The following is a 20,376-nucleotide window of genomic DNA, read 5'->3' as shown; positions in this document are numbered from 1 at the left end:
TTATGGCCCAAAGTCGCCCCTAGAGGCGCATCGGCATCACCACGTACATGGAGTCTTCCTCGACGTGGTTTTCAATCAAGGCACTGGAGTTACCATCACTGAGGGTAATCCTGACTTCATCGGCCTTGAGACCATTGAGCACATCCAGCAGATAAGAGACGTTGAAGCCGATTTCGAGCGGCTGACCGGCGTAATCCACATCGATTATCTCTTCGGCTTCTTCCTGCTCCGGGTTATTGGCGGTGATCTTGAGCAGCGCATTTTCCAGCTGCACCCTGACACCACGGAATTTCTCATTGGACAGGATAGAAGCCCGCAATAGTGCTTGCTTAAGCTGATTGCGACTGGCCAGCACTATCTTGTCGCCGCCTTTGGGCAATACCCGGCGATAATCCGGGAAGCGGCCATCCACCAGCTTACTGGTGAACACGGCGCTGGCGGTGGTAGCACGAATGGCGTTATCACCAATGGCAATATGGATATCCTGATCTTCACTGTCCAGTAGGCGAGCCAGCTCCATCACCCCTTTACGAGGCACGATCACCTGATTTTCCGGCAAAGAGGCTGCTATTTCTCTGTGACTCAGAGCCAAGCGGTGGCCGTCTGTTGCAATGGCGCGCAGTACATTACCCTCGGTTTCCAGCAGCAAACCGTTGAGATAGTAACGCACATCCTGGTTGGCCATGGAAAACTGAGTGGCGTCTATCAGTGACTTGAGTGTGCCCTGCTTGAGGTTAAATTCGATGGCGGGCTGGAAACTCTCGACATTGGGGTATTCTTCCGCCGGTAGCGTCGCCAACGAGAAACGGCTGCGACCGCTGCGAAGCAGCCACTTGTTTTCCTGCTGTTCGATTTTGATTTCGCTCTGCTCAGGCAGTGACTTGACGATATCGAGCAGTTTCTTGGCCGGCACTGTGGTGCGACCTTCCTGCACTTCGCCACTGACCTCGGCACTGCCGACCAGTTCCACCTCAAGATCTGTACCCGTCATCTTGAGTGAGTGATTACTTACTTCCACCAGGAGGTTTGCCAGAATAGGCAAGTTATGGCGTCTTTCCACCGCGCCACTGACCAACTGGAGCGGCTTTAATAGGGCATCCCTATCGATCGAAAATTTCATGGTCCTGTTCCCTGATTAAGAAGATAAGGTTCTAATCAAGTTGGCATAATCTTCTTTAATGTCGTGACTCTCTTCCCGCAGCTGTGCAATCTTGCGGCAGGCATGCAACACAGTTGTATGGTCACGACCACCAAAAGCATCCCCTATCTCAGGTAAGCTCTGATTGGTTAATTCTTTAGATAACGCCATGGCCATCTGCCTCGGTCTCGCCACACTGCGGGAACGGCGCTTGGACAGCATATCGGCCATCTTGATCTTGTAGTATTCAGCCACTGTTTTCTGAATGTTGTCTATAGTGACTAATTTTTCCTGCAGAGCCAAGAGGTCACGCAAGGCTTCGCGCACAAAATCAATGGTTATTGGCCGACCGGTAAAGTTGGCATTAGCGATAACCCGGTTCAATGCCCCTTCCAGTTCACGCACGTTGGAGCGTAAGCGCTTGGCGATGAAGAAGGCCACTTCATCCGGCAAGTTGATCCCACTCTCCTGCGCCTTGCGCATCAAAATGGCGACCCGGGTTTCCAGCTCAGGCGGCTCGATGGCCACGGTAAGACCCCAGCCAAAGCGCGACTTGAGCCGATCTTCCACACCGTCGATCTCTTTCGGATAACGATCCGATGTCAAAATGATCTGGTGATTGCCTTCAAGCAAGGCATTAAAGGTGTGGAAAAACTCTTCCTGGGATCTGTCTTTATTGGCAAAAAACTGAATGTCATCGATAAACAGAGCATCAACACTGCGATAGTAACGCTTGAAGTCTTCGATGGCATTGTTTTGCAACGCCTTGACCATGTCCTGCACAAAACGCTCTGAGTGCATATAAACCACTTTGGCGTTAGGATTATTCTTGATAATGCCGTTGCCTACGGCGTGCAGTAGGTGAGTCTTACCCAAACCGGTACCGCCATATAGAAACAGAGGGTTATAGGCACCTCCCGGGTTTTCAGCCACCTGCAATGCGGCCGCCTTACCCAGTTGGTTGGACTTACCTTCAACAAAGTTGTCGAATTGGTAAGTGGGGTTAATATTGCTGCGATAGCTGTGGTTTACGGCTGGTTCTGCGGCAGTATTAAAGGTTGCACCTTTACCGGCCGCACTCTTGGGAGCACTGACAGAGGCCTTGGTCGCAGTTGGGGTCTGAACCTGGGGCTTGGCCGACGGACGACTACCTATATCAAACCTGAGTTTTGGCGCATCATTGCCCAAATGCTCAGTAAAAAACTGATTGATAATGTTGAGATATTTATCCCGAACCCAATCAAGCACGAACCGGTTTGGTGCATAGATCACCAGGGTATCCCCATCCATTTCGGCCTGTAACGGTCTGATCCACATACTGAATTGTTGAGCAGAAAGCTCATCTTGCAGTCGTCCGATACATTGTTGCCAAAGTGAAACCGCCACTTACTTATCCCCAAAAGATCGCCTCGAAAGGAGGGTATTCTATAGTGAGATCTGAATAATCGCTATCCTTTAAGTGTAATTATCCCCAGCCGGATCCCAATCATCAGATCCACCGGATCCGGATCGATCCACCAAGATCCACTATTTGGTGAAGCGGTTAAAATCCCGCTTTATAAAGCGATCCACCCTGATCTATAATCAGCGACCGCCGATCTGCCAAGAGATCAATGGATCCACAAGATGTAGTGTCCGTACACAGAGTTATCCACATCCTGTGGTGAACTCTGCTCTACAGATCGCGAAAATGCCGAGATAAATTACCTTGAGAAGGGCTACGCGTGTTGACTGCTCTGACTAAAGTGATTACAATTCGGCCTCTTTTTTGCCCTTACCTCGTACGAGAGATAAGGTAAATTCACTAACAAAGACGGATTGCCATCATGAGTAAACGTACTTTTCAACCTAGCAACCTGAAGCGCAAGCGTTCTCACGGCTTCCGCGCTCGTATGGCTACAGCGAACGGCCGTAAGGTACTGGCTCGTCGCCGTGCCAAAGGTCGCGCTCGTCTGTCTGCTTAATTGCGAGTAGACAACTAGGTGACTCGTTACACCTTTACGCGGGAGTTACGCTTGCTAACTCCCGCGCAATTCAAAACTGTATTTATCAACCCCATTAAAGCCTCCTCAGCTGAAATAACCCTGCTTGCTGTACCCAATGAGATGCAACATCCGCGTCTTGGACTTACTGTGGCCAAACGCCATGTAAAGAGAGCCAATCAACGCAATCGCATCAAGCGGGTGATCCGAGATAGCTTCCGCCTTAATCAACATGATTTACCTCCACTGGACATAGTGGTGCTGGTTCGCGGCGGTGTGCTGGATATGGATAATGAACAGCTCAGAAAGCTGGTAGAAAAGTTATGGCGCAAACTCAGTCGCCGTTTCAATGGCTGATAATCAAGGCTATCAGAGCCTATCAACTCCTTATCAGCCCACTGCTGGGGCCTCGCTGTCGCTTTAATCCAACCTGCTCTCACTACGCCATAGAAGCTGTGCGAGTGCACGGAACGATTAAAGGGAGTTGGTTTGCAATCAAACGCATATTAAAATGTCACCCTTTACATCCGGGCGGCAGTGATCCCGTCCCCCCTAAAAATGACAGGTGTAATAAATAGGCTATGGAATCTCAACGCAATTTACTGCTTATCGGTCTGCTGTTTGTCAGCTTCTTGCTGTGGCAACAGTGGCAAACCGATAAAGCACCCAAACCCGCTGTAACTGAAAATACAGTTGCCACTTCCGTTCAAGAGACAACTCACAGCGCTGACGTTCCGGTTGCCAAATCAGGCATGCCAGGAGAAACGGCCGTGGCGTCCAAAGATCTTATCAGGGTCACCACAGATCAACTGGATGTACTGATCAACCCTGTCGGTGGTGACATAGTGCATGCTGCTCTGGTTTCTCACAAACTGGAACTGAACAAAGATGAACCGTTTGTCCTGTTGGAACAGAAACCCGGTTTTGTTTACATAGCCCAGAGTGGCCTGATGGGCACCGGCGGTACTGACAGTGTCAATAGCCGTGCCACCTATTCTGCCAGTGCCAAGGAATTCACCCTTGCCGATGGCCAGGATACACTGTCAGTTCCTTTGAGTTACACCGCAGCAAACGGCGCCAAGTACACCAAGATCTACACCTTCCACAAAGGCCAGTTTGCCGTGGGAGTTGAATACAAAATTGACAACACCACTTCTGAGCCGCTGCAGGTTCAGATGTACGGTCAGATTAAACAGACCATCAAACCTTCAGACAGCAGCATGATGATGCCTACCTATCGTGGTGCCGCCTTCTCAACTGCCGATATCCGCTACGAGAAGTACAAGTTTGACGATATCCAGGAAAAGGATCTGGAGAAGGAAACCAAAGGTGGCTGGGCCGCCATGCTGCAACACTACTTTGTGTCAGCCTGGGTTCCACCAAAGAATGAAACCAACACCATATTCACCAGAGAGAGCTCAGGAACCGCCAACATTGGCTACCTGGGTGAGCCAAAGACAGTAGCCCCGGGCACTGAAATGACCCTGAGCGCCGACTTCTACGTAGGTCCAAAGGATCAAGCCGCCCTGTCCGAGCTGTCTGATACCCTTAACCTGGTTGTGGATTATGGCTTCCTCTGGTGGCTGGCTGTACCTATCTACAAGCTGCTGATGTTCTTCCAGTCAATAGTGGGTAACTGGGGCTTGGCCATCATACTGATCACCCTGACGGTGCGCGGTATTCTGTTCCCGCTGACCAAGGCGCAATACACCTCCATGGCCAAAATGCGTAACCTGCAACCCAAACTGCAGGAGCTGAAGGACAAATTCGGTGATGATCGCCAGAAGATGGGCCAGGCCATGATGGAGTTGTACAAGAAGGAAAAAGTGAACCCTATGGGTGGCTGTCTGCCTATCTTGCTGCAAATGCCTATCTTTATTGCCCTTTACTGGGTACTGATGGAAGGTGTTGAACTGCGTCATGCGCCGTTCATGCTGTGGATTGACGATCTGTCGGTACAGGATCCTTACTACATTCTGCCGCTGCTGATGGGTGTTTCCATGTTCCTGATGCAAAAAATGCAGCCAATGGCACCGACCATGGATCCTATGCAGCAGAAGATGATGCAATGGATGCCGGTAATCTTTACCGTGTTCTTCCTCTGGTTCCCATCCGGTCTGGTACTCTACTGGTTGGTGGGTAACATAGTTGCCATTATCCAGCAGAAGATTATCTATGCCGGCCTGGAGAAAAAAGGCTTAAAATAAGCCGATTTCGGGTCAAATGATCAAAGGCGGCCTAAGGGTCGCCTTTTGCTTTTATAAATACGTTTTCAAGGGTTAATGCAGTGACAACAGATACTATCGTGGCACAGGCCACCGCTCCAGGCCGCGGTGGTGTAGGCATAGTCAGAGTCTCGGGGCCCAAGGCCCAAGCCGTTGCACAGGCATTGCTGGGCCACCAGCCCAAGCCAAGATATGCCGATTACTGTGATTTCAAGGGAAGTCATGGAGAAGTGCTGGATCAGGGGATCGCCCTGTTTTTCAAAGGCCCGAATTCTTTTACCGGTGAAGACGTACTGGAACTTCAGGGCCATGGTGGTCAAATCGTCATGGACATGCTGATTAAGCGAGTCCTCGAAGTCGAGGGGATCCGCTTGGCACGCCCTGGGGAGTTCAGCGAACAGGCCTTTATGAATGACAAGCTGGATCTGACCCAGGCAGAAGCGATTGCCGATCTTATCGATGCCACCAGTGAACAGGCCGCCAAGAGCGCGCTGCAATCACTTCAGGGCGAGTTTTCCCGCGAAGTGCATGAGTTGGTGGAACAGGTTACCAATCTGCGTCTTTATGTCGAGGCCGCCATCGACTTTCCCGATGAAGAGGTGGATTTCCTCTCCGACGGTAAGATTGCCAATGCCCTTTATCGCATCATAGATAAACTGGACTTGGTACAGGCCAGTGCCAAACAGGGCGCCATCATCCGCGAAGGGATGAAAGTAGTGATAGCCGGCCGCCCCAACGCCGGTAAGTCCAGTCTGCTCAACGCCCTGGCGGGAAAAGAGTCGGCGATTGTCACCGAAATAGCCGGCACCACAAGGGATGTATTGCGGGAGCATATCCACTTGGATGGCATGCCACTGCATGTCATAGACACAGCCGGCCTGCGCGACACCACTGACACAGTGGAACAGATAGGGATAGAAAGAGCCTGGGCCGAAATCGCCACCGCCGACAGAGTGCTGTTTATGGTAGATGGCACAGAAACCCAAGCGATTGATCCCCATGAAATCTGGCCGGACTTTATTGATCGCCTGCCGGAAAACCTCGGCGTCACTGTGGTACGTAATAAGGCGGATCTGACCGGTGAGTCACTGAGTCCCAGCGAAGAGAAAGGCTATGACGTCTTTAGGATCTCAGCCAAAACCGGGCTCGGGGTCGATGCGCTGAAACAGCACCTCAAGAACCTGATGGGCTATCAAAGTAACCTGGAAGGCGGTTTTATCGCCCGTCGCCGTCACCTGGAAGCCTTGGAAGTCGCCGGTGAACATCTGCAGCAGGGCAAAGTACAGCTGGAAGTCTATCAGGCAGGTGAGCTGCTGGCCGAAGAACTGCGCATGACTCAACAGGCTCTGGCCGAAATCACCGGCCAATTCACCTCGGACGATCTGCTGGGAAGAATTTTTTCCAGCTTCTGTATCGGCAAGTAAAGTGGACAAATAACGGAAAGCAACAGCAAATAATTGTATACAACGCACTAATTTTATTGGAATTTTTATTTATATCCGTTTCCATTAATTGCCAAATCTAGTCCCCATTTGGGCTCCATGACATGCTACTCGCACTGATTGGGGCCCAAGTGGAGTCTAAATATAAAAAATCACGACGCCCCCCAAACACCTACCCAGCGCCAACACAATAAAGAACATATGCTTCTCGCCGAAACCATTAAGAGTAAACGACTGGTTGAGTGGCAATCTCAGAAGCATAGATTTGAGAATCGAACCAAGCGTTCAGCTAGCTTCATTGATTACTTTCACCTAAATCGCCAAACTGAAAATTTCACCGAACACAGTGAAAATGCATCTCCTACATATTTACCAAAAAATAACCTTAAATAATTGATTAATATGATGTCATCATACTAATGAATTAATCCTTCAGGGTGTTATGCCTAAGTAATATTTATTCTCAGGGGCAATTGAGTCATCGAAGGATTGATCTAATAATAACCGCTAAATGACTATCAATAGCTTCAAGGGGTTGAAGCTATATACCACGAAAATTTCACGGTCACGGTACGACTTGGTATAGCTCTAATTGCCATTGCAGCCAAATCAACAAACCGTGAGGCAGAGCACTGCCAAGGCTGGTGGCTTGAATGCTTACAACGAGACGGCTTCAAAGGCCAGTGCTCGTAAGTAACCAGCACAAGTAAAGATAAAGGCCATAGTTATAAATGGCCTATTCCTGTTTCTGGATAAATAACTTAGTTCTTCAGGGAGGTAGAATGTCATTTCACTTGATGCCATCGATTTCAAATTCAACTTGCGCCAGCGTTACACTCTGTATGTTCCTTATAGGAACTCCCTCCATTTTGATGGCAAACGAGAGTGGCGAACCGGCGCAATTGCTGATGGACAGGTTCCCCAAAACCCATGAGATTGAACTGGCGCGCCAAGGTGTGGCCGAAACCAATATTGATAAGGCTTGGGAACGAGCTTGCCCCTATCGAGAACTAACAGGCACTGCCGAGACTGAGGACGAGTATTTCTTTCGCTGCCAACGTTGGGACGACTGTGTGTCTGCGGGTGGTTCGGCCAGCATCTACAGCGAGGCGCTCTTCCAGAATCATCAACGACAACCTAAAGATCAGGTACCTTGGGAGTCTTACAGGGATGGCAGCATATTTCTTCTCGAGCCATCCGATTTCGAAAGAGTCACAGGTTACTTGAGACAGTATGCCCTGAAATCTGCAGAGGAAAATTGGCGCTTGTTTGAGGAACGGGATGCAGCCGCGGCAAGTGACTTGGTGGAGAAGAAATTCTGGCAATGCTGCTCTGCCGAACCTTTGACTTTGTGGAAGGCAGAATATCAGTAGCAGACGTACCTACATCCAAACAACAAATTTAATTTGAATAGAGACATCAGGCCTGTCAGATGGTGAGTCTCACGGATCAAGATGATCCGCCATCTTGGCAGTAGTCTCAGCGATATTGCATATATCTTTGATGAACCCAGCATTGGGCTGCATGCCCGCGATGTCCGTCAACTCGCCGATTTACTCACTCGCCTGCGGAATAAGGGAAATTGTGTCCTCATAGTTGAACATGACCCAGATGTAATTGCCATTGCCGATCATGTTATCGATATGGGCCCTGGTGCCGGAGAAGCGGGTGGTCAGGTAGTTTATCAAGGCCCTTTTATAGGGCTCAAACAAGCAGATACCATGACAGGCCAAGGCTTGCGCCGAAAAAGTTCTCCAAGAGTATCACAGCGTAAAAACTCAGGTTGGCTCAAGCTTGAGCATCAGTCTATGTTCAATGTTCATGATCTGTCGGTCGATATTCCCCTCGGGGTCGTAACTGTGGTTGCCGGTGTCGCCAGCTCGGGGAAATCAACGTTAGCCAATAGGATATTGCCCCGCCTTTATGCAGACGTGGTGGTGATTGCTCAAGACGAACTTCGCGCATCCTCCCGTTCAACCCTGCCAGCTATCTCGGTATCCTGGACGATATCCGTCGCCATTTCGCCAGGCAGAGTGGCAAAGCTGTCGGCCTATTCAGGAACAATGCAGCCGGGGCTTGCCCTGCATGTAAAGGACGAGGTGTTGTACGCACAGATCTTGCGTTTCTTGAAACTATTGAGTCTATGTGTGAAACCTGCCAAGGTTCGGGATACAGCGGGGAAGCCAGCACCATTCGAGTCGCTGGAAAATCTATCGTTCAGATAATGAACATGCGCCCTCAAGAGGTTCTGCAGGTATTCAAGCACCAGACGAAAATAGTAAATGCACTGACACGCCTGATTCAGGTAGGACTCGGCTACATACAGATAGGTCAGCGGCTGTCCACTTTATCCGGAGGTGAAAAGCAGAGACTCAAACTGGCAGCAGAACTGGAACGAAGCGGAGGCATTTATGTCTTTGATGAACCCACCTCCGGTCTGCATATGGCCGATGTCGAGCGCCTGCTCGAACTGTTTACCTTACTCGCAGATCAAGGAAAAACAGTGATAATCGTCGAGCATAATCTTGAGATGATAGCCAATGCCGACCACGTAATAGAAATGGGCCCGGGAGCCGGAAAACATGGCGGAAAGATAATCTATCAGGGCCCTCCGTTAGGAATGCTGACTTCCGCGACTTCGGTCGCAGGCCCTTTTTTGGAGGAGCAGATGTCAGGGAAACATGAGTTACTTAGGGAAGGTGCGAATAAGTCCTCGCGGTACTCTGGCTTACACAGCAATTGGCGTTCAAGGCATCTGACTGAAGGCATGCCGGGGCCTGTCAAAGTCGGATAACGCAGAGAGCCGGTTGCTGTGTAAGCCCCGAAGGGCGTGGCTTACAGGCCTGCCTGCTGTGTTGTGCTTCTTACAAAGGACTAAGGCCATTTGCTGCGAACCACGCCTTGCATCCATGCCCGTAAGCCGACGCAGAGCACGCATGGGACTTGTTCGCACCTTCCTTAGGGCCTAGCGCTCGGCAATCACAAAGCTGGCGACCATAGGATTGTGATCCGACACTTCTGTTTCCGGCACATACAGCTCTTTGGGTTTCAATCCTCGATAAAAGAGATGATCCAAAGGATACCCCAGAACTCTTACCCTGTTATCCTCGCCAAAATGAGCCTCATCCAATCCCAAAGAGGAAGCGAAGGCGGCCAGCAGCATACTGCGTTCCTCACTCCAGGTATTGAAATCACCCGCCAGAATAATAGGCCCCACTACTCTTTCCTCAGCCAGGGCTTCAGTCAAAGACTTAAGTTGCTGCCGATATTCTTCGATACCGACACTGAAGTTGATTCCATGGACATTGACCACAGTCAATAATGTACCATCAGACAAAGGATATTCGGCAACCAAGGCCGTCTTGGGCAACCGCAACCAGGGCTCAAGAGTACGGTAGCCACAACTGCTCAAGGGAGCGCTGCGTGACAGATTCATCACTCCAGCCGGGGTATCCAATACACTGAAAGCATTGGCGAAACGCCAAAACCACTGCGCAGCACTCAAATAAAGATACATGCCGGGATCCAGACTGGCTTCCTGCAGCAGCACCAACTGCCTGCCTGTTGTAAAATCATCGAGACGAGAACGCCACAGGCCGTTTTGCTGCTTCTGAATATTCCAGATCAACACGCCAAACTCACCATTCTTATCCAGCGCCTTTGCCGTTGGCGTTTGGATACAGGCCGCGCCGGTATTGGAATCAACCCTATCAGATTGCAGTTGAACATTTGCCGGTACGGTAAACAACCAATGCCATCCCCCGAGTATCACCAGCAAAGAAAGCAACGGGAAGATCAGCAACCACTTCAGTTTCATATCAGCCTCAAGCGCAGAAAAAGCCTACAACAGGATCAATGCAATAGTGCTCAAACTCAGGTTACCCAAGGCTGTCTGTCACCGCAAATTGGATTAATATGGGCCGATTAAATCAAGGCGCCAGGCGCTACATACAGAGAGGATTATCATGGCGAAAGTCGAAGTATTAGTCGGAACCACCTTGGGAGGAGCCGAATATGTCGCCGAAGAACTCATCAATAAGCTTGAACAAAACGGCCACCAGACAAGCCTGTACTTAACCCCACAGTTGGAGCAACTGGATCCCAAAGCCCTTTGGTTGATCGTTTCCTCCACCCATGGGGCCGGCGATCTTCCGGACAATTTGCAGCCCTTCTATCAGGAATTACTCCAGTCAAACCAAAACCTGCAGGACTGTCGGTATGCTTTATGTGCGATCGGCGACTCGAGTTACGACACTTTCTGCCAAGGCCCGGAAAAGCTGCTTCAGCAACTGAGCGCCAAGGGAGCCAAGCCCTATGTGGATAAGATCCAGATCGATGTTCAGTACGATCCCGTACCGGAAGATCCAGCATTGGCATGGCTCGACGACTGGCTGCCCGAGTTATAAAATGCTTTTCAACCTGAATAAAGCATCAAGTACTCACAATTTAGATCTAACTTACCCACAGATTAAGTCTAAAAAACATAACTCTGTGGATAATACTTTATTTTGATCTGATCAATCTTTGTATGAATCAGATCCTCGATACCGCCCAGATCCACCTTGTGGATAAGATCGCGATCTATCCCCAGCTTTAATGGAGATAGATCGCCAACAGATCACAGGATTATTTTAATTTAAGCTGTTGTTTTAAATAAGCAATAAGCCTTACCCACAGCAAAGTGCGATCCTAATAGTAAACACAATAAGAAGATCTATATAAAGATCTTAAGATCTATAAGCCTGATCCCCTGCGATCCAAGAGCACAAAATAGAGCATTCACCTGCATCATTACAGATGCTAAAATGATCGGCTGATATTCCTTTTTTATCCCTTACCCAGCCAAAGGTAAATCTATGCGTTTTCATGAACGGTTTGATGTAATTGTTGTAGGTGGTGGTCATGCCGGAACTGAAGCCGCATTGGCTGCTGCCAGAATGGGTGTCAATACCCTACTCCTGACCCACAATATTGACACTTTGGGTCAGATGTCCTGTAACCCGGCTATAGGGGGTATAGGTAAAGGGCACTTGGTTAAAGAGATAGATGCCTTGGGTGGCGCCATGGCAACAGCAACTGACTATGCCGGGATCCAATTCAGAACCCTTAATTCTAGTAAGGGTCCAGCGGTAAGAGCTACCAGAGCCCAAGCGGATCGAGCATTGTATCGGCAAAAGATCCAACAGATATTACAAAACCAACCTAACTTAAGGATCTTTCAACAGGCTGTTGACGATCTGGTTGTTGAAAACAACAGAGTCATAGGGGTTGTCACCCAAATGGGGCTGGCTTTTGAAGCTCCTGCCGTAGTGTTGACTGCCGGCACTTTCCTTGGTGGCAAGATCCACATAGGTCTGGAAAACTACAGTGGTGGTCGTGCCGGTGATCCTCCGGCGATCGTCCTGGCCCACAGACTCAGGGAGTTGCCTATTCGGGTTGGCCGTCTTAAGACAGGTACACCACCGCGTATCGATGCCCGCAGCGTCGACTTCCAGCAGATGACTGAACAGCAGGGGGACAACCCTCTTCCCGTGATGTCTTTTATCGGAGATGTGAGTCAGCATCCACAGCAAATTTCTTGCTATATCACTCATACCAATGAGAAAACCCATGAAATCATTCGTGGTGGCTTGGATCGAAGCCCCATGTATTCAGGGGTTATCGAAGGTATAGGTCCGAGATACTGTCCATCGATTGAAGACAAGATCCATCGCTTTGCCGACAAGAGTTCTCACCAGATCTTTATTGAACCCGAGGGGCTCAATACCAATGAGTTATACCCCAATGGTATCTCCACCAGTTTGCCATTCGATGTACAAATTGCCTTGGTCCGTTCGATCAAGGGGATGGAAAATGCCGAGATCATGCGTCCTGGCTATGCCATCGAATATGATTATTTTGATCCCCGAGATCTGAAAAATTCGCTGGAAACCAAAACCATAGATGGTCTGTTCTTTGCCGGTCAGATCAATGGCACCACAGGTTATGAAGAGGCCGGGGCTCAAGGTTTGCTGGCGGGCATGAACGCAGCTTTACAGGTACAAGGTAAAGACGCTTGGGCACCTAGACGTGATCAGGCTTATCTTGGCGTGTTGGTGGACGACCTCTCGACTCTGGGCACCAAAGAGCCCTATCGCATGTTCACCAGTCGCGCTGAATACCGCTTGCTGCTGCGTGAAGACAATGCTGACCTGCGCCTGACCGAGAAAGGTCGCGAGTTGGGCTTGGTTGACGATCAACGCTGGGCCAAGTTCTCTGCCAAGGTTGAGGCGATTGAATCTGAGCTGCAACGCCTGCGCAGTCAATGGATCCATGTGAATTCACCTCTGGTTGAAGCGCTGAATCCGCATCTCAATACGCCAATATCTCGCGAAGCCTCGTTTGAAGAGCTGTTGCGTCGTCCTGAGTTGGATTATGACAAGCTTATGGGGATCGAAGGCTTTGGACCGGGTCTTGAGGATCGTCAAGCCGCTGAACAGGTGCAGATCCAGGTTAAATATGCCGGTTATATTCAGCGCCAGCAGGAAGAGATCGCCAAAGCGCAGCGCAACGAAAATACCGGCCTGCCGCTGGAGCTCGATTACAACGAAGTGCCGGGCTTGTCCAATGAAGTGATCGCCAAACTCAATGCCCATAAACCGGAAACCATAGGCCAGGCTTCCAGGATCTCGGGGGTAACTCCGGCAGCCATCTCCATTTTGCTGGTGCATCTGAAAAAACGGGGATTACTGCGCCGCTCGGCCTGATACCGTGAACTATTCCAGAGCCGGGGAAGCAGTGGATGCTTCCCTTGGCCGTTTTGGGGCCGCATAATAGCCCCGCAGTATTTTTCTGGGGAGAATACCCGTGCTTGCAGCACAGTTAAAAACATATCTGGCAGAGACTTGCCTCAATGTATCGGATGAACAGCAGCAACAACTGCTCGGTTTTGTTGCCATGCTCAACAAATGGAACAAGGCCTATAACCTGACCTCGGTGCGCGATCCTGAGCAGATGCTTATCCGGCATATCATGGATAGCCTGGTCGTCTCCCCTCATCTCAAGGGGCAGCGTTTTATTGATGTGGGTACTGGCCCTGGGTTACCCGGTATTCCGCTGGCGATTTTGAATCCGGATAAAGAATTTGTGCTGCTCGATAGCCTGGGCAAGCGGATCCGTTTTCAAAAACAGGTTCAGATTGAACTCAAATTAAAAAATATACAGTCGGTTGAGAGCCGGGTGGAAGCCTTTCAGGATCCACAAGGGTTTGATGGGGTGCTCAGTCGCGCCTTTGCCTCAGTGGCAGACATGTTAAGCTGGTGTCAGCATTTGCCGGCGCAAAATGGGGTATTCTATGCCCTTAAAGGGCAGTTGAACCCTGATGAGTTGACCGGGATCCCTGAGGGATACAGCATCAGGGAATCCATCGAACTCAAGGTTCCTAAATTGGATGAACAGAGACATCTGCTGATCATAGCTCCCCAGGTTTGAATGCCTTGCAATTGGCTGGCGTATCAAGCAACTTGATGCAAACGGAACCGGGCATCAATAACAAAATTGACAGACAAGGTGACAGTGTGGCGAGAATTATTGCCGTAGCCAACCAGAAAGGTGGCGTTGGAAAAACAACAACTTGTGTTAATTTGGCAGCCTCTTTGGCGGCAACCAAGCGGCGGGTGCTATTGATCGATCTGGATCCCCAGGGCAATGCCACCATGGGGAGTGGTGTCGACAAGTACGAAGTTGAAAACACCGCCTACGAGTTGCTGGTGGAAGAAAAGAGTTTTGACGAAGTCGTTGTGCGTAACACAGCCGGGAAATACGATCTCGTTGCCGCCAACGGTGATGTGACTGCCGCCGAAATCAAATTGATGGAGTTCTTTGCCAGAGAGATTCGCCTGCGCAATGCCTTGGCAAAAGTACAGGATGAGTACGACTTCATCTTTATCGACTGCCCTCCTTCGCTGAATATGTTGACAGTAAACGCCATGTCGGCGGCCGACTCAGTACTGGTTCCCATGCAGTGTGAGTACTATGCCCTGGAAGGCTTGACCGCCCTGATGGATACTATTTCCAAGCTGGCGGCCATGGTCAATCCCAAGCTCGGGATCGAGGGAATACTGAGAACCATGTACGATCCCCGAAACCGCCTGGCCAACGATGTTTCCGATCAGCTGAAACAGCATTTCGGTGACAAGGTTTACCGCACTGTTATCCCAAGAAATATTCGCTTGGCCGAGGCGCCGAGTTTTGGCGCACCGGCTATGTACTATGACAAGAGCAGCGCCGGCGCCAAGGCTTATCTTGCTTTAGCCGGCGAAATTATTCGCCGCTCCGAACAGAACCAGCAAGCGAAACAGGCATAAAGGAATGAGCATGACACCGAAAAAACGGGGGCTGGGCAAAGGCCTGGACGCACTTTTGAGTACCAGCCATGCGGCGAGCAAGAAGCGTGATGATGCCGAGCAATCCAAGGTTGATGCCGGCGAAACTCTGCTTACCCTGGATGTGGATCTGCTGCAGCCCGGCAAGTATCAACCCCGTAAAGACATGTCGCCCGAGGCTCTGGAAGAGCTGGCCGAATCCATCAAGGCTCAGGGAGTTATTCAGCCCATAGTGGTGCGTAAGATCAGCGATGACAAATACGAAATCATCGCCGGTGAACGTCGCTGGCGCGCGGCGCAAATAGCCAAGCTGGACAAGGTGCCCTGCATAGTCAAACAGGTTGCCGATGAGGCTGCCGTGGCTATTGCACTGATTGAAAATATTCAGCGGGAAGATCTCAATGCCATGGAAGAGGCCATTGCGCTTAACCGCTTGATCGAAGAATTTGATCTCACTCACCAACAAATAGCTGATGCTGTGGGAAAATCCCGGGCTACAGTTTCGAACCTGCTGCGGCTCAATGGTTTGAATGAACCGGTAAAGCGGTTGTTGGAGTATGGTGATATCGAAATGGGTCATGCCCGAGCCTTGCTGGCCTTGCAAGGTGAAGAGCAAACTTCTGTTGCCCGATTGGTGGTGGCAAAGGAATTGACCGTTCGTGAAACCGAACGATTGGTAAATAAGGTCTTAAATCCTGCCAAAGAGGCCGAAAAGCCTGTAAAAGATACCGATGTTGCCCGTCTGGAGAGTCAGTTAATTGAGAGGTTAGGCGCAAAAGTTTCCATTTCCCACGGTAGTAAGGGAAAGGGAAAAATTGTAATTAACTATCAAAATCTGGCTGAATTAGACGGTATTCTTGCCAAAATCCATTAAAAAAACGTGGTTAACGCTTTTTAGTGTAAATTTGTGACGTTTGTTAATATTGCATTTATACGAATTTGGGTCTGTATCACGTTAAAAGGTGAGGTTTTTACTTATCTCAAAGTTGCAAAGAAGACTTGAAAAGGTATACTTTCGCAAGCTTTTTGTACCTCGACTCCATACGGATATTTGTAGTCCGGTCATCGAAACAAAAAGTAGTAATGCGGAGAAGAATGATTGAGTAAGGTTTTAGCGCGTCGTGGCCGTTGGTCAGCCTATAAGTTGGTGATGATGCAGGCGGCGATAGCTGGGGGTGCTTCAATTATCTTTTTCGCCGTGTGGGGAGCCCAGTTTGGCTATTCTGCTCTGGCAGGAACTGCCATAGCTGTGCTCCCTAATTTTGTATTCGCGACCCTGGCTTTTTCCCATATGGGAGCAAGCGCTGCCGGTGAAGTTCTCAAAGGCTTTTACTGGGGGGAAGCGGTAAAGTTGCTGTTAACAATAGCATTGTTTTCGCTGGTATTTATCAATTTAAAGGTCGCATTTATGCCCCTTTTTGTTTGCTATGTACTGGCGTTGGTAGTGCATTGGGCAGCTCCTTTGTACTTCAAGCAAAGTTAAGTGGGATGAATCATGGCTGCATCTGGTGAAGCATTAACACCGCAGGGCTATATCCAGCATCACCTTACCAACCTTACCGTTGGTGAAGGTTTCTGGACATGGCACGTTGATTCATTGCTCTTTTCGGTTGGTCTTGGCGTGCTGTTTCTGTGGTTGTTCCGCAGCGTTGGCAAAAAGGCAACTTCTGGCGTTCCCGGTAAGCTTCAATGCTTTATCGAAATGATCGTCGAGTTTGTCGACAACAGCGTTAAAGATACATTCCATGGTCGCAATGCCTTGATAGCACCTCTTGCTCTGACTATTTTCATGTGGGTATTCATGATGAACCTCATGGATATGGTGCCCGTTGACTGGGTACCACATGCGGCCTCTTTGGCTGGTGTGCCTTATCTGAAAATAGTGCCGACTACTGACCTTAACATCACTTTCAGCCTCGCGTTGGGCGTGTTTGTGCTGATTATTTACTACAGCATCAAGGTCAAAGGTGTGTCAGGTTTTGCGAAAGAACTGACGCTACAGCCCTTCAACCATTGGGCAATGATACCCGTCAACTTCCTGCTCGAAATAGTTACCTTGATAGCTAAGCCCATTTCATTGGGGCTACGTCTTTTTGGTAACTTGTATGCAGGTGAGTTGATCTTCATCCTTATTGCGCTGATGTATGGTGCCAACTTGGCGATTGCCGCTCTGGGTGTGACTCTGCAACTGGGCTGGCTGATCTTCCATATTCTGGTTATCACGCTGCAAGCGTTTATTTTCATGATGCTGACTATCGTTTACCTAAGCATGGCTCATGAAGATCATTAAGGACTGCTGAAGAAATTTTTTAACTAAATCATCAACTAACATAGATTTAGATACTGGAGATACAGATGGAAACGATTCTGGGCTTTACTGCAATTGCTGTTGCTCTGCTCATTGGTTTGGGTGCACTGGGTACCGCTATCGGTTTCGGCCTTTTGGGTGGTAAGTTCCTGGAAGGCGCTGCGCGTCAACCAGAAATGGCTCCTATGCTGCAAGTTAAGATGTTCATCGTAGCGGGTCTGCTCGACGCCGTAACCATGATCGGTGTAGGTATTGCACTTTACATGCTGTTTACTAACCCACTGGGTGCAATGCTGTAATAAACGCTTCTGTCTTAACTCTAAATAGGAGGCTGTTGTGAATATCAACGCTACCCTAATCGGTCAGACGGTCGCCTTTATTATCTTCGTGTGGTTCTGCATGAAGTTTGTATGGCCCCCTTTGATGAATGCCATCGAAGCGCGCCAGAAAAGGATTGCTGATGGTCTTGCTGACGCTGACCGTGCAGCAAAAGACCTGGAGTTGGCTCAAGCGAAAGCGACTGACCAACTGAAAGACGCCAAGGCTACAGCCAACGAAATCATTGAGTCTGCCAACAAGCGCAAGGCTCAGATTATTGACGAAGCCAAAGCTGAAGCAGACGCTGAGCGTGCGAAAATCATTGCTCAGGGTAAAGCAGAAATTGAAGCTGAACGTAATCGCGTGAAAGAGGAACTGCGTAAGCAGGTTGCTACTCTTGCCATCACTGGTGCAGAGAAGATCCTCGAGCGTTCGATTGATGAAGCCGCCCAAAGCGACATAGTTAATAAACTAGTTGCTGAAATTTGATAAGGGAGTTGAGTTATGGCTGAGTTAACCACCATTGCTCGCCCTTACGCTAAGGCAGCTTTTGACTTTGCTGTTGAACATCAAGCAGTAGAAAACTGGGCAGAAATGCTCGATTTCGCGGCAATGGTGAGTGAAAACGAATCCATGAAGCCACTGCTGGCTGGATCTATGTCCAGCAATAAGCTAGCTGCACTCTTTATCAATATCTGTGGCGAGCAAATTGATGAGCACGGTCAAAATCTGATCAAGGTAATGGCTGAAAACGGTCGCTTGGAGGTACTGCCTGCTGTATCTCAGCTCTATGCTGAGTTTCGCCACGAATGGGCTAAGGAAATCGAAGCCAGCGTGGTGTCTGCTACTGAGCTTAGCTCTGAGCAGCAACAGCAGATCAGTGTTTCTTTAGAGAAACGTCTCGCACGCAAAGTTAAGCTGAATTGCAGCGTCAACGCCGAGCTTATCGCCGGTGTAATTATCAAGGCAGGGGATCTGGTGATAGATGGATCCATCCGCGGTAAATTGAACCGCCTGTCTGATAAGCTGCAGTCGTAATTGGGAGTTTGAGCATGCAACTGAATTCCACTGAAATCAGCGATCTGATTAAGCAGCGGATCGAGCAGTTCGAAGTCGTCAGTGAAGCCCGCAACGAAGGTACTATCGTTTCGGTCAGTGACGGCATCATCCGCATTCACGGCCTGGCCGATGTAATGCAGGGTGAGATGATCGAACTGCCTGGCAACCGTTATGCAATCGCGTTGAACCTTGAACGTGATTCTGTAGGTGCCGTAGTTATGGGTCCTTATGCCGATCTGGCTGAGGGCGTAAAAGTTAAAACCACTGGCCGTATTCTGGAAGTTCCAGTGGGTCGTGGTCTGCTGGGACGTGTTGTTAACACCCTGGGTGAGCCAATCGACGGTAAAGGACCAATCGACAACGATGGTTTTGCACCTGTTGAAATGATTGCTCCTGGTGTTATTGAGCGTCAATCCGTATCTCAACCGGTGCAAACCGGTTATAAAGCGGTTGATGCCATGATCCCTATCGGTCGTGGTCAGCGTGAGCTGATCATCGGTGACCGTCAAACCGGTAAAACTGCGATGGCTATTGACGCCATCATCAACCAGAAAGATTCCGGCATCAAGTGTGTGTACGTTGCAGTAGGCCAGAAGGCTTCTACTATTGCTAACGTAGTACGCAAGCTGGAAGAGCACGGTGCTCTGGCCAACACTATTGTTGTGGTTGCTACTGCTTCTGAAGCAGCTGCCCTGCAGTACCTGGCACCATACTCTGGTTGTACCATGGGTGAATATTTCCGTGACCGCGGTGAAGATGCTCTGATCGTTTACGATGACCTGTCCAAGCAGGCTGTTGCTTACCGTCAGATCTCCCTGCTGCTGAAGCGTCCACCAGGCCGTGAAGCTTACCCAGGTGACGTATTCTATCTGCACTCTCGTCTGCTGGAACGTGCTTCCCGCGTGAACGAAGAGTACGTTGAGAAGTTCACCAATGGTGAAGTAAAAGGCAAGACGGGTTCTTTGACCGCTCTGCCAATTATTGAAACCCAGGCAGGTGACGTATCTGCGTTCGTACCGACCAACGTAATTTCTATTACCGACGGTCAGATCTTCCTTGAAACCGACCTGTTCAACTCTGGCCTGCGTCCAGCGGTTAACCCAGGTATCTCTGTTTCTCGTGTAGGTGGTGCGGCTCAGACCAAGATCATCAAGAAACTGTCCGGCGGTATCCGTACTGCTCTGGCACAGTATAGAGAGCTTGCTGCGTTCTCACAGTTTGCGTCTGACCTTGACGATGCAACTCGTGCCCAGCTGGAGCACGGTGAGCGTGTAACCGAACTGATGAAGCAAAAGCAATACGCTCCTATGAGCGTAGCTGACCAAGCTGTATCTATTTTTGCAGCTGAAAAAGGCTACCTGAAAGGTATTGAGCTGAAGAAGATCGGTGACTTCGAAGCCGCTCTGCTCTCTTTCATGAACGGCGAGCATGCTGAGCTGATGAAGCTGATCAACGATAGCGGTGATTACAATGCCGAAATCGAAGCTGAGCTGAAGGCTGGTCTCGACAAGTTCGTGGCAACCCAAACCTGGTAAATACAT

The 20,376-nt window shown here is 49.6% G+C and carries 23 protein-coding genes; 20 read left to right on the top strand and 3 right to left on the bottom strand.

Annotation, left to right across the window (positions count from 1 at the left end; translation table 11 throughout):
- Nucleotides 1–19: 19 nt before the first annotated feature.
- Nucleotides 20–1,120: a DNA polymerase III subunit beta gene (dnaN, locus tag HCX89_RS20730; protein WP_025011717.1), complete on the bottom strand. Its 1,101-nt coding sequence runs from the start codon at nucleotides 1,118–1,120 to the stop codon at nucleotides 20–22.
- A gap of 15 nt (nucleotides 1,121–1,135) precedes the next feature.
- Nucleotides 1,136–2,524: a chromosomal replication initiator protein DnaA gene (dnaA, locus tag HCX89_RS20725; protein ID WP_025011718.1), complete on the bottom strand. Its 1,389-nt coding sequence runs from the start codon at nucleotides 2,522–2,524 to the stop codon at nucleotides 1,136–1,138.
- Between the two features lie 440 nt (nucleotides 2,525–2,964).
- Here dnaA and rpmH point away from each other — a divergent pair, with 440 nt between their 5' ends.
- From rpmH to HCX89_RS20680, 9 genes are all read left to right on the top strand, one after another.
- The gene (rpmH, locus tag HCX89_RS20720) at nucleotides 2,965–3,102 is read left to right on the top strand and encodes a 50S ribosomal protein L34 (protein ID WP_011758135.1); all 138 of its coding nucleotides are present in this window, start codon (nucleotides 2,965–2,967) and stop codon (nucleotides 3,100–3,102) included.
- Nucleotides 3,103–3,120: 18 nt separating this feature from the next.
- Entirely contained in the window at nucleotides 3,121–3,477 is a 357-nt protein-coding gene (rnpA, locus tag HCX89_RS20715; RefSeq protein WP_167717237.1) for a ribonuclease P protein component, read from the top strand.
- Nucleotides 3,444–3,698, top strand: a complete 255-nt coding sequence (gene yidD, locus HCX89_RS20710; RefSeq protein ID WP_081737191.1) for a membrane protein insertion efficiency factor YidD — start codon at nucleotides 3,444–3,446, stop codon at nucleotides 3,696–3,698. Before rnpA ends, yidD begins: the two co-directional genes overlap by 34 nt.
- Nucleotides 3,699–3,701: 3 nt before the next feature.
- Nucleotides 3,702–5,327 carry a membrane protein insertase YidC gene (gene yidC, locus HCX89_RS20705; protein WP_071237020.1) on the top strand — a complete coding sequence of 542 codons (1,626 nt, stop codon included), beginning with the start codon at nucleotides 3,702–3,704 and terminating at the stop codon, nucleotides 5,325–5,327.
- A gap of 80 nt (nucleotides 5,328–5,407) precedes the next feature.
- Nucleotides 5,408–6,769 carry a tRNA uridine-5-carboxymethylaminomethyl(34) synthesis GTPase MnmE gene (mnmE, locus tag HCX89_RS20700; RefSeq protein WP_096142810.1) on the top strand — a complete coding sequence of 454 codons (1,362 nt, stop codon included), beginning with the start codon at nucleotides 5,408–5,410 and terminating at the stop codon, nucleotides 6,767–6,769.
- A gap of 334 nt (nucleotides 6,770–7,103) precedes the next feature.
- On the top strand, nucleotides 7,104–7,184 hold the full coding sequence (locus tag HCX89_RS23125) for a LuxR C-terminal-related transcriptional regulator (RefSeq protein WP_109248811.1): 81 nt from the start codon (nucleotides 7,104–7,106) through the stop codon (nucleotides 7,182–7,184).
- A 475-nt stretch (nucleotides 7,185–7,659) separates the two neighbouring features.
- Complete coding sequence (locus HCX89_RS20690; protein ID WP_174840200.1) at nucleotides 7,660–8,160, top strand: hypothetical protein; 501 nt, start codon at nucleotides 7,660–7,662, stop codon at nucleotides 8,158–8,160.
- An 81-nt stretch (nucleotides 8,161–8,241) separates the two neighbouring features.
- Complete coding sequence (locus HCX89_RS20685; protein WP_167717236.1) at nucleotides 8,242–9,012, top strand: hypothetical protein; 771 nt, start codon at nucleotides 8,242–8,244, stop codon at nucleotides 9,010–9,012.
- Between the two features lie 5 nt (nucleotides 9,013–9,017).
- Nucleotides 9,018–9,581, top strand: coding sequence for an ATP-binding cassette domain-containing protein (locus HCX89_RS20680; RefSeq protein WP_167717234.1), 564 nt, complete (start codon nucleotides 9,018–9,020; stop codon nucleotides 9,579–9,581).
- 171 nt (nucleotides 9,582–9,752) lie between these two features.
- On the opposite strand, the gene HCX89_RS20675 is transcribed toward HCX89_RS20680, so the two are convergent.
- On the bottom strand, nucleotides 9,753–10,604 hold the full coding sequence (locus HCX89_RS20675; RefSeq protein ID WP_025011722.1) for an endonuclease/exonuclease/phosphatase family protein: 852 nt from the start codon (nucleotides 10,602–10,604) through the stop codon (nucleotides 9,753–9,755).
- A gap of 148 nt (nucleotides 10,605–10,752) precedes the next feature.
- On the opposite strand from HCX89_RS20675, the gene mioC reads away from it, so the two are divergent.
- From mioC to atpA, 11 genes are all read left to right on the top strand, one after another.
- Nucleotides 10,753–11,193: an FMN-binding protein MioC gene (gene mioC / locus HCX89_RS20670; RefSeq protein ID WP_025011723.1), complete on the top strand. Its 441-nt coding sequence runs from the start codon at nucleotides 10,753–10,755 to the stop codon at nucleotides 11,191–11,193.
- A 450-nt stretch (nucleotides 11,194–11,643) separates the two neighbouring features.
- Nucleotides 11,644–13,533, top strand: coding sequence for a tRNA uridine-5-carboxymethylaminomethyl(34) synthesis enzyme MnmG (gene mnmG / locus HCX89_RS20665; RefSeq protein ID WP_167717232.1), 1,890 nt, complete (start codon nucleotides 11,644–11,646; stop codon nucleotides 13,531–13,533).
- A 100-nt stretch (nucleotides 13,534–13,633) separates the two neighbouring features.
- The gene (gene rsmG, locus HCX89_RS20660; RefSeq protein WP_167717230.1) at nucleotides 13,634–14,257 is read left to right on the top strand and encodes a 16S rRNA (guanine(527)-N(7))-methyltransferase RsmG; all 624 of its coding nucleotides are present in this window, start codon (nucleotides 13,634–13,636) and stop codon (nucleotides 14,255–14,257) included.
- Between the two features lie 86 nt (nucleotides 14,258–14,343).
- Complete coding sequence (locus tag HCX89_RS20655) at nucleotides 14,344–15,132, top strand: ParA family protein (protein WP_025889676.1); 789 nt, start codon at nucleotides 14,344–14,346, stop codon at nucleotides 15,130–15,132.
- Nucleotides 15,133–15,142: 10 nt separating this feature from the next.
- Complete coding sequence (locus tag HCX89_RS20650; RefSeq protein ID WP_025889677.1) at nucleotides 15,143–16,024, top strand: ParB/RepB/Spo0J family partition protein; 882 nt, start codon at nucleotides 15,143–15,145, stop codon at nucleotides 16,022–16,024.
- 225 nt (nucleotides 16,025–16,249) lie between these two features.
- Complete coding sequence (locus HCX89_RS20645; protein ID WP_025889678.1) at nucleotides 16,250–16,633, top strand: ATP synthase subunit I; 384 nt, start codon at nucleotides 16,250–16,252, stop codon at nucleotides 16,631–16,633.
- 12 nt (nucleotides 16,634–16,645) lie between these two features.
- Complete coding sequence (gene atpB, locus HCX89_RS20640) at nucleotides 16,646–17,440, top strand: F0F1 ATP synthase subunit A (protein WP_025011728.1); 795 nt, start codon at nucleotides 16,646–16,648, stop codon at nucleotides 17,438–17,440.
- Between the two features lie 65 nt (nucleotides 17,441–17,505).
- Nucleotides 17,506–17,757 (top strand): F0F1 ATP synthase subunit C, encoded by a 252-nt coding sequence (gene atpE, locus HCX89_RS20635; protein ID WP_025011729.1) that lies wholly within the window; start codon nucleotides 17,506–17,508, stop codon nucleotides 17,755–17,757.
- Between the two features lie 37 nt (nucleotides 17,758–17,794).
- Nucleotides 17,795–18,265, top strand: a complete 471-nt coding sequence (gene atpF / locus HCX89_RS20630; RefSeq protein WP_028780952.1) for a F0F1 ATP synthase subunit B — start codon at nucleotides 17,795–17,797, stop codon at nucleotides 18,263–18,265.
- Between the two features lie 15 nt (nucleotides 18,266–18,280).
- Entirely contained in the window at nucleotides 18,281–18,814 is a 534-nt protein-coding gene (gene atpH, locus HCX89_RS20625) for a F0F1 ATP synthase subunit delta (protein WP_025011730.1), read from the top strand.
- A gap of 14 nt (nucleotides 18,815–18,828) precedes the next feature.
- Nucleotides 18,829–20,370 carry a F0F1 ATP synthase subunit alpha gene (gene atpA / locus HCX89_RS20620; RefSeq protein ID WP_025011731.1) on the top strand — a complete coding sequence of 514 codons (1,542 nt, stop codon included), beginning with the start codon at nucleotides 18,829–18,831 and terminating at the stop codon, nucleotides 20,368–20,370.
- Nucleotides 20,371–20,376 lie beyond the last annotated feature (6 nt).

This window comes from Shewanella sp. Iso12 (assembly GCF_012030025.1).
GTDB classification, from domain to species: domain Bacteria; phylum Pseudomonadota; class Gammaproteobacteria; order Enterobacterales; family Shewanellaceae; genus Shewanella; species Shewanella algae.
Note: the sequence above shows the minus strand (reverse complement) of the source record. Positions and strands in the feature narration are given on the sequence as shown.

Bases quoted from the DNA above. Each gene is read 5' to 3' on its own strand.
- atpH (WP_025011730.1), top strand. From the start codon at position 18,281: ATGGCTGAGTTAACCACCATTGCTCGCCCTTACGCTAAGGCAGCTTTT.
- atpE (WP_025011729.1), top strand. From the start codon at position 17,506: ATGGAAACGATTCTGGGCTTTACTGCAATTGCTGTTGCTCTGCTCATT.
- rpmH (WP_011758135.1), top strand. From the start codon at position 2,965: ATGAGTAAACGTACTTTTCAACCTAGCAACCTGAAGCGCAAGCGTTCT.
- yidD (WP_081737191.1), top strand. From the start codon at position 3,444: ATGGCGCAAACTCAGTCGCCGTTTCAATGGCTGATAATCAAGGCTATC.
- atpB (WP_025011728.1), top strand. From the start codon at position 16,646: ATGGCTGCATCTGGTGAAGCATTAACACCGCAGGGCTATATCCAGCAT.
- HCX89_RS20685 (WP_167717236.1), top strand. From the start codon at position 8,242: ATGATCCGCCATCTTGGCAGTAGTCTCAGCGATATTGCATATATCTTT.
- mnmG (WP_167717232.1), top strand. From the start codon at position 11,644: ATGCGTTTTCATGAACGGTTTGATGTAATTGTTGTAGGTGGTGGTCAT.
- HCX89_RS20675 (WP_025011722.1), bottom strand. From the start codon at position 10,604: ATGAAACTGAAGTGGTTGCTGATCTTCCCGTTGCTTTCTTTGCTGGTG.
- dnaN (WP_025011717.1), bottom strand. From the start codon at position 1,120: ATGAAATTTTCGATCGATAGGGATGCCCTATTAAAGCCGCTCCAGTTG.
- HCX89_RS20690 (WP_174840200.1), top strand. From the start codon at position 7,660: ATGGCAAACGAGAGTGGCGAACCGGCGCAATTGCTGATGGACAGGTTC.
- atpA (WP_025011731.1), top strand. From the start codon at position 18,829: ATGCAACTGAATTCCACTGAAATCAGCGATCTGATTAAGCAGCGGATC.
- mioC (WP_025011723.1), top strand. From the start codon at position 10,753: ATGGCGAAAGTCGAAGTATTAGTCGGAACCACCTTGGGAGGAGCCGAA.
- HCX89_RS20680 (WP_167717234.1), top strand. From the start codon at position 9,018: ATGCGCCCTCAAGAGGTTCTGCAGGTATTCAAGCACCAGACGAAAATA.
- yidC (WP_071237020.1), top strand. From the start codon at position 3,702: ATGGAATCTCAACGCAATTTACTGCTTATCGGTCTGCTGTTTGTCAGC.
- HCX89_RS20650 (WP_025889677.1), top strand. From the start codon at position 15,143: ATGACACCGAAAAAACGGGGGCTGGGCAAAGGCCTGGACGCACTTTTG.